The sequence below is a fragment of the Streptomyces sp. genome, assembly GCF_035563135.1.
Taxonomy (GTDB): domain Bacteria; phylum Actinomycetota; class Actinomycetes; order Streptomycetales; family Streptomycetaceae; genus Streptomyces.
Genome location: NZ_DATMVN010000700.1, coordinates 1 through 7,308 on the forward strand (window position 1 = coordinate 1; position 7,308 = coordinate 7,308).

General features: G+C 67.1%; 8 protein-coding genes and 1 pseudogene. 1 reads left to right on the plus strand and 8 read right to left on the minus strand.

The genetic code is table 11. The features are described from left to right. From VN520_RS31075 to VN520_RS31095, 5 genes and pseudogenes are all read right to left on the minus strand, one after another. Window positions 1–148 (minus strand): annotated as a pseudogene (locus tag VN520_RS31075) (anthranilate phosphoribosyltransferase); the annotation flags it as partial. A gap of 124 nt (window positions 149–272) precedes the next feature. After that, window positions 273–1,898: a cytochrome bc complex cytochrome b subunit gene (locus VN520_RS31080; protein WP_325750271.1), complete on the minus strand. Its 1,626-nt coding sequence runs from the start codon at window positions 1,896–1,898 to the stop codon at window positions 273–275. Next, window positions 1,895–2,947 carry a ubiquinol-cytochrome c reductase iron-sulfur subunit gene (locus VN520_RS31085; RefSeq protein WP_325750272.1) on the minus strand — a complete coding sequence of 351 codons (1,053 nt, stop codon included), beginning with the start codon at window positions 2,945–2,947 and terminating at the stop codon, window positions 1,895–1,897. Before VN520_RS31085 ends, VN520_RS31080 begins: the two co-directional genes overlap by 4 nt. Further along, window positions 2,944–3,753, minus strand: a complete 810-nt coding sequence (locus VN520_RS31090) for a c-type cytochrome (protein WP_325750273.1) — start codon at window positions 3,751–3,753, stop codon at window positions 2,944–2,946. Before VN520_RS31090 ends, VN520_RS31085 begins: the two co-directional genes overlap by 4 nt. Window positions 3,754–3,808: 55 nt before the next feature. Continuing rightward, window positions 3,809–4,429 (minus strand): cytochrome c oxidase subunit 3, encoded by a 621-nt coding sequence (locus VN520_RS31095; protein WP_014045480.1) that lies wholly within the window; start codon window positions 4,427–4,429, stop codon window positions 3,809–3,811. Between the two features lie 187 nt (window positions 4,430–4,616). Here VN520_RS31095 and VN520_RS31100 point away from each other — a divergent pair, with 187 nt between their 5' ends. Further along, entirely contained in the window at window positions 4,617–5,018 is a 402-nt protein-coding gene (locus VN520_RS31100) for a hypothetical protein (protein WP_325750274.1), read from the plus strand. Window positions 5,019–5,079: 61 nt separating this feature from the next. Here the strand turns inward: VN520_RS31100 and VN520_RS31105 are convergent, their stop codons facing one another. The 3 genes from VN520_RS31105 to VN520_RS31115 all read right to left on the minus strand — a co-directional run. After that, on the minus strand, window positions 5,080–6,336 hold the full coding sequence (locus tag VN520_RS31105) for a L,D-transpeptidase (RefSeq protein WP_325750275.1): 1,257 nt from the start codon (window positions 6,334–6,336) through the stop codon (window positions 5,080–5,082). 125 nt (window positions 6,337–6,461) lie between these two features. Further along, window positions 6,462–6,860, minus strand: a complete 399-nt coding sequence (locus tag VN520_RS31110) for a cytochrome c oxidase subunit 4 (RefSeq protein ID WP_325750276.1) — start codon at window positions 6,858–6,860, stop codon at window positions 6,462–6,464. Next, window positions 6,857–7,308 (minus strand): cbb3-type cytochrome c oxidase subunit I (locus VN520_RS31115; RefSeq protein WP_325750277.1); only part of this gene is annotated, 452 nt, incomplete at its 5' end. The genes VN520_RS31110 and VN520_RS31115, both read right to left, overlap by 4 nt.

Genomic DNA, 7,308 nt, shown 5'->3' on the forward strand with positions numbered 1-7,308 from the left:
CGTCCGTGGCCTCGCCGCGCATGATGCGGTCCATGGCCCACGCGGTGTCGTCCGCGCCGAGGTGCTCACCGCGCAGGAGGGGGGTCAGCACGCCGGGCCAGGTGCGGTCCGCCACGCTGTCGGCGCCGTCCGGGGTCACCACGTTCATGGTCCGCTCCTGGGGTCCACAGCCGGTACAAGGATGTCTCCCACCCTATCCAGGCCCGGGGGACAGCGAAGAGCCCCGTCCATCGGATGGACGGGGCTCCTGCTGTGGCGGTCAGCTGAGGTGATCAGTGGTGGCCGTGGCCGCTGGTGATCTCCTTGTACTCCTCGGCAGTGGGCTTGGCGATCTGGTTGTTCTCGCCGTAGTAGCTCCGGCTGAGCCTGGCCCGCAGCTTCTGGAGCGCCGACGGCTTGCGCTCGACACCGTTCTCGTCGACCGTCGGGCCGATCTCGACCGGCTTGTACTGCTCGTGCGCCGTGAGCGTGTGCAGCTGCTCCTGGCTGAGCGGCTCGTGGATCTCGACGAACTCACCGTGCGGCAGGCGCTTGATGGTGCCGGACTCGCGCCCGTGCAGCACCTTCTCCTTGTCGCGGCGCTGGAGGCCGAGGCAGATCCGCCGGGTGGCGATGAACGCGAGGACCGGGCCGACGAAGAAGGCGATCCGTACGAACCAGCTGATCGCGTTGAGCGACAGGTGGAAGTGGGTCGCCCAGATGTCGTTGCCGCCGCCGATCAGCATGACGAAGTAGATCGTCACCCAGGCGACGCCCAGCCCGGTACGGGTCGGAGCGTTGCGCGGGCGGTCCAGGATGTGGTGCTCGCGCTTGTCGCCGGTGATCCACGACTCGATGAACGGGTACAGGGCGAGCGCCGCGAGGACGACACCGAACAGCACCAGCGGGATGAGCACGCCCAGGACCAGCGTGTGGCCCCAGAGGTTGATCTCCCAGCCGGGCATCACACGGACGAAGCCTTCCGCGAAGCCCATGTACCAGTCCGGCTGGGCGCCCGTGGACACCTGGTCGGGACGGTAGGGACCGAGCGCCCAGATCGGGTTGACCGTGGCGATCGCCGAGAGGATCGCGATGAAACCGAAGACCAGGAAGAAGAAGCCTCCGGCCTTGGCCATGTACACCGGCAGCAGCGGCATGCCGACGACGTTCTTGTTCGTCTTGCCCGGACCGGCGAACTGCGTGTGCTTGTGGAAGAAGACCAGGATGAGGTGGCCGACCACGAGCCCGAGCATGATGCCCGGCAGCAGCAGGATGTGGATCGAGTAGAACCTCGAGATGATGTCCGTACCGGGGAACTCCCCGCCGAACAGGAACATCGAGATGTACGTACCGACGATCGGCATCGACAGGATCGCGCCCTGCGTGAAGCGCACACCCGTGCCGGAGAGCAGGTCGTCCGGGAGCGAGTAGCCGGTGAACCCGGTGAACATGCCGAGCACGAAGAGCAGGAAGCCGAACAGCCAGTTGATCTCGCGCGGCTTGCGGTACGCACCGGTGAAGAACACCCGGAACATGTGCACGAACATGCCGGCGAGGAAGATGATCGCGGCCCAGTGGTGGATCTGCCGGACCAGCAGGCCACCGCGGACGTCGAAGCTGATGTCCAGCGTCGAGGCGTAGGCCGCGGACATCCGGATGCCGTTCATCGGCTCGTACGAGCCGTGGTAGACGACCTCGTTCATGCTCGGGTTGAAGAACAGCGTCAGGTACACACCCGTGAGGATGATGATGATGAAGCTGTAGAGGCAGATCTCACCCAGCATGAAGGACCAGTGGTCCGGGAAGATCTTGCGCATGTTGGCCTTGGCCAGGCCGTAGATGCCCAGCCGGCCGTCCGCCCAGTCGGCCACCCGCTCACCGGCGGGCGCCTTGCGCTGTGTTTCCGTCGCAGTACTCATCCGCGCTCCCAGAAGGCAGGACCGACGGGCTCTTCGAAGTCACCGAGCGCCTCGAGGTTGCCCTCGCTGTTCACGCCGATCCGCAGCTGCGGAAGCGCGTGACCGGCCGGACCGAAGATGACGCGGGCGCCGTCGGAGAGGTCGAAGGTGGACTGGTGGCACGGGCAGAGCACGTGGTGCGTCTGCTGCTCGTACAGGCTGATCGGGCAGCCGACGTGGGTGCAGATCTTGGAGAAGGCCACGATTCCCTCGTGGGCCCACTCGCGCTCGCGCTTGTCCTTGATGTTGTCCGGCTCGATGCGGATGATCATCAGGGCGGCCTTGGCGATCTGCGTCTGGAAGTCGTGCGCGTCCTCCTCCAGGCCCTCGGGCATGGCGAAGGTCAGCGAACCGACGACGACGTCCTCGGGGCGCAGCGGCTCCATGGTGTTCATGTTGACGAGCTGCTTGCCCTTGGCCCACATGGTCTTGCGGAGCTTCTTCTCCGGCAGCGGACCGAGGTCGCGCAGCAGCACCACACCGGAGAGCGGCACCAGGGCCAGCGCACCGAACATGGTGTTGCGGATCAGCTTCCGCCGTCCGATCGCGGACTCCTTGGCACCGGCCGCGAAGTCGGCCATGACCTTGGCCTTGACCTCGGGCGCCGCCTCGATGGCGTGCCGGTCGTCGGCGACCTCCACGTCGGACATCAGGGTGCGCGCCCAGTGGACGGCGCCCGCGCCGATGAGGAAGAGCGCCAGCCCCAGGGTCAGGCCCAGGGAGAAGTTGAGCGCGCTCACATGGCCGAACGGCCAGATGTAGACGATCTTGTCGACCGGGAAGATGACGTACGAGGCGATGAAGCCGACCGTCGCCAGCATGGACAGCGTGAACATGAGGGCGACGGCTCGCTCGGAGCGCTTCGCGGCCCGTTCGTCGATGTCCTGGATGCGCGGCCTGTGGGCCGGCAGCCCCGGGTCGGCGAACGGGTCGCCCGCACCCTCTACCGCGCCGTGCGCGGTGCCCTGCTCTACCGGCAGGTTCTCTTCTGGAATCTGTTGGCTACTCATGACTTCTTGGCCTTAGCGGTGTGGGCCGCGACCCATACGGCGATGGCGATCAGGCCGCCCAGGCCGAAGATCCAGCCGAAGAGGCCTTCGCTGACGGGTCCGAGGCCACCGAGCGCGAGCCCGCCGGGGGTCTCGGACTCATCGCCGTTGACGGTCTTGATGTACGCGATGATGTCTTTCTTCTCCTGCTCCGGCATGGTGCTGTCCGGGAAGGAGGGCATGCTCTGCGGGCCGGTCTGCATGGCCTCGTAGATGTGCTTCGGGCTCACACCTTCGAGACTCGGGGCGTACTTCCCGTTGGTCAGGGCGCCGCCCTCACCGGTGAAGTTGTGGCACTGCGCGCAGTTCGTGCGGAACAGGTCACCGCCCTTGGCCACGTCCGCACCCGAGGGGTCGACCTGGCTCTTGGTCGGCGTGATCGGGCCGGCGCCCAGGGACGCGACGTACGCCGCGAGCTGGTCGATCTCGACCTGGGTGTAGATGACCTTCTTCTTCGGCACCTGGGGGCCCGGCTGCTGGGCCGGCATGCGCCCGGTGCCGACCTGGAAGTCGACGGCGGCGGAGCCGACGCCCACGAGGGACGGCCCGTCGGTGGTGCCCTGACCGCCGGATCCGTGGCAGCTTGCACAGCCCACGGAGTAGAGCTTCTTGCCCTCGTCGATGGCGAGGGACTGGGCGGTTTCGTCGGCCTGCGCCTTACCCGCAGGCGCAAACGCGGCGTACAGCCCCCCGGTAGCCGCCAGCGCGAGGAGTAGTACGACGACCGCCGCCAGCGGATGGCGTCGTCGTGCGGAGAGCTTTTTCACGGATTACCCCGGTGTCAGGATCTTCTGCGTCGATGGTGGGTGGGTGCGAACCCGGTTACTTGATCATGTAGATCGTGGCGAACAGACCGATCCAGACGACATCGACGAAGTGCCAGTAGTAGGACACGACGATGGCGGCGGTGGCCTGCTCATGGGTGAATCTCGAGGCCGCGTATGTCCTGCCCAGTACGAGCAGGAAGGCGATGAGACCGCCTGTCACATGCAGACCGTGGAAGCCGGTCGTCAGGTAGAACACCGAACCGTACGGGTCGGAGGACAGGGAGAGACCCGCCTCCTTGACCAGCTCGGTGTACTCGAGGACCTGGCCTCCGATGAAGATCGCACCCATCACGAACGTGATGATGAACCAGGTGCGGAGCTTCTTCACATCGCCCCGCTCCGCGGCGAATACGCCGAGCTGGCAGGTGAGAGAGGAAAGCACCAGGATCGTGGTGTTCGTCGCCGAGAACGGGAAGTTCAGATGGTGAGCCATCTCCTTCCAGTGATCGGGTCCCATCACCGATCGCAGGGTGAAGTACATCGCGAAGAGGGCCGCGAAGAACATCAGCTCGGAACTCAACCAGATGATGGTTCCGACGCTGGTGAGGTTCGGCCGATTGACCGACGGGTGCGCGTGCCCGGTTTCTACTGTCGTTGCTGTCGCCACGACCGACATTATGTCGGTCGCTTATCCCGCCCTCACTCCGGGGGGTGCCGTTCGGTGTGTCAGCCGCGTGTGTCCTCACCGAACGGCCCATCGGATCGCTGTCCTTACCGGTGCTGACAGGCAGTCCGGCGGAGTACGATCCGCGCATCGGTTCATGCCCCGAGAGCCCCGAAGACACAGACGTCACGGAGGAACAATGCAGCCGACCGCCACGGTCCTGGTCTACAGCGACGACGCCAACACCCGTGAGCAGGTGAGGCTGGCCGCCGGGCGCAGGCCTGCGGCGGACGTGCCACCGGTGGAGTTCCTGGAGTGCGCCACCCTGCCCGCCGTCCTGAGCGCCCTGGACCGGGGAGGCATCGATGTCTGTGTGCTGGACGGCGAGACGGCCCCGGCGGGCGGCATGGGCGTCTGCCGGCAGATCAAGGACGAGATCTTCGACTGCCCGCCCGTGCTGCTGCTGATCGGAGGCCCGCAGGACGCCTGGCTGGCCACGTGGAGCCGTGCGGACGCCGCTGTGACGCATCCGGTCGACCCGGTCGACTTCGCGGACGCACTGGCCTCCCTGCTGCGCCGCCGGCTGTCCGTGGGGGCCTGAGGCACAGGGTTCCCAGCCCCCTCCGCGGCGTCCCTCCGGGGCGCGGCGCACTCCGGCCGGCTCAGACCTGGGGGCGCAGCCGCGCCGCCTGGACGCCGTTCCCCGTGTCCGTCGTGCCGCCGCCGTGCAGCGCGCTGCCCTTCAGCCAGGCGTCCCAGGCCAGGTTCCAGTCACCGAAGCCGTTGTCGAAGGGCGTCATCATCTCGCCGTCGCTCCCGACGACCTTGACGATGTCGCCCTCGCGGACGGTCTCGAAGAACCATTCGGCGTCGGCGGTGCTCATGCCCGTACAGCCGTGGCTGACGTTCGCGTTGCCCTGTGAGCCCGTCGACCAGGGGGCCGCGTGGACGTATTCACCGCTCCAGGTGACGCGTGTCGCCCAGTAGACCGGCAGGTCGTAGGACTCCGAGGAGCCGGCGGCGATGCCGATGCTCTCCCCGCGCATGCGTACGAACTGCTCCTTGGCGAGCACGACCTTGACGCCGTTGCGGGTCTCGAAGCCCGGCTTGCCCGTGGTGACCAGCAGGGTGTTGATCACCTCGCCGTTGCGCAGGACGGTCATGGTGTGGTCCGAGGCGTCGGTGACCGCTTCTATGCGGTCGCCGGTGGTGAGCTTCAGGGGCTTCGCGGCGGCGCCGTGGAGGGCGTCGGTGACCTTTATGCCCTTGAGGTTGCTGCGGACGTCGATGCTGGCGCCGGCGGGCCAGTACTCCTGGGGCCGGTAGTGCAGGGTCTTGGCGTCGACCCAGTGCCAGGAGCCCGTGACGGCGGGGGCCGACCGGACCTGCAGGCCGCGTTCCACGGTGGCCCTGGCCGCCCTGCCGGTGACCGGAGCGCTGAGTTCCGCGGTGAGGGGCTGTCCGACCCCGTAGGTGCCCGCCTGCGGGCCGAAGGTGACCTTCAGGAACTTCTTGGCCGAGACCGTGCCGAAGGCGTACGTACGGCTGCCGGGAGCCCCGTCGCCGTTCTCGGTGGAGACCTTGACGGTGTACCGGGTGCCGGCGGCGAGCGGGGTGGTGGAATGCCACCGTGTGCCGTCGGCGTCGAGTTCACCCGCCAGATGGCGGCCCTGGGTGTCGACGGCCGTCACGTCCGTGATCTTCGCGTCGTCGTCCTTGACGGTGACTTCGAGGGGCTTGTCGGGGTCGGCCTCCTCGTCCTCGGCCGGGCCGTTGAAGGAGACCAGACCGGCGGCGTCGTGCGGCCTCAGCGACAGCGGATGGCCTTCGGGCTCCCCACAGGCGGTCGCACCTGCAGCCAGGGTCACGACCAGCAGGGTGCAGCTCACTACGGTGCGGATGCGCGGCGTGCGGTTCATGAACCCACGCTAAGAAGATTCATCCGATCCAGCGCGTTCAGTGACTGCAAACGGGGGCCCGGTCCGCTCGGTGACGAGCGGACCGGGCCCCCGTTCGGGTGCGACGCGTCCGGTGGAGGCGTGTCCTACTGGGTGCGGTTCTCTCCCCGGTAGTACTCGAAGACCCAGCCGAAGAGGCCGATCAGGAGCAGCGGGGCCGAGAAGTAGGCCAGCCACCAGCCGAAGACGACCGCCATGAAGAGGAAGGCGCCACCGATGGCCAGCGAGAGCGGCTGCCAGCTGTGCGGCGAGAAGAAGCCCACCTCACCGGCTTCGTCCGCGACGTCGGCTTCCTTGTTGTCCTGGGCCATCGCGTCGACCCTGTTGGCCGTGAAGGCCAGGTAGAAGCCGACCATGATCGTCAGTCCGAAGGACAGGAAGAGCGCGGTGGTGCCGACCGGCTCCTGGGACCACACGCCGTACGTGATGGCCATGGCCAGCATGAAGACGCTCAGCCAGATGAAGAGCTTGCCCTGGATCTTCACTTGCCCTCCTCCTTGCCGCCCACGAGGACCTTGTCACCCTCGGACAGGTGATCCAGCTGCTCGAGCGCCGTGATCTCCGGGTGGTGAAGGTCGAACGCCGGGGATTCGGAACGGATCCGCGGCAGGCTGAGGAAGTTGTGCCGCGGGGGCGGGCAAGACGTCGCCCATTCGAGCGAGCGGCCGTAGCCCCAGGGGTCGTCGACCTCGATCTTCTTGCCGTACTTGGCGGTCTTCCACACGTTGTAGAAGAACGGCAGGATCGACAGGCCGAGCACGAACGAGGAGATCGTCGAGATCGTGTTCAGCGCGGTGAAGCCGTCGGCGGCGAGGTAGTCCGCGTACCGGCGGGGCATGCCCTCGGCGCCCAGCCAGTGCTGCACCAGGAAGGTGCCGTGGAAGCCGACGAACAGCGTCCAGAACGTCATCTTCCCGAGCCGCTCGTCCAGCA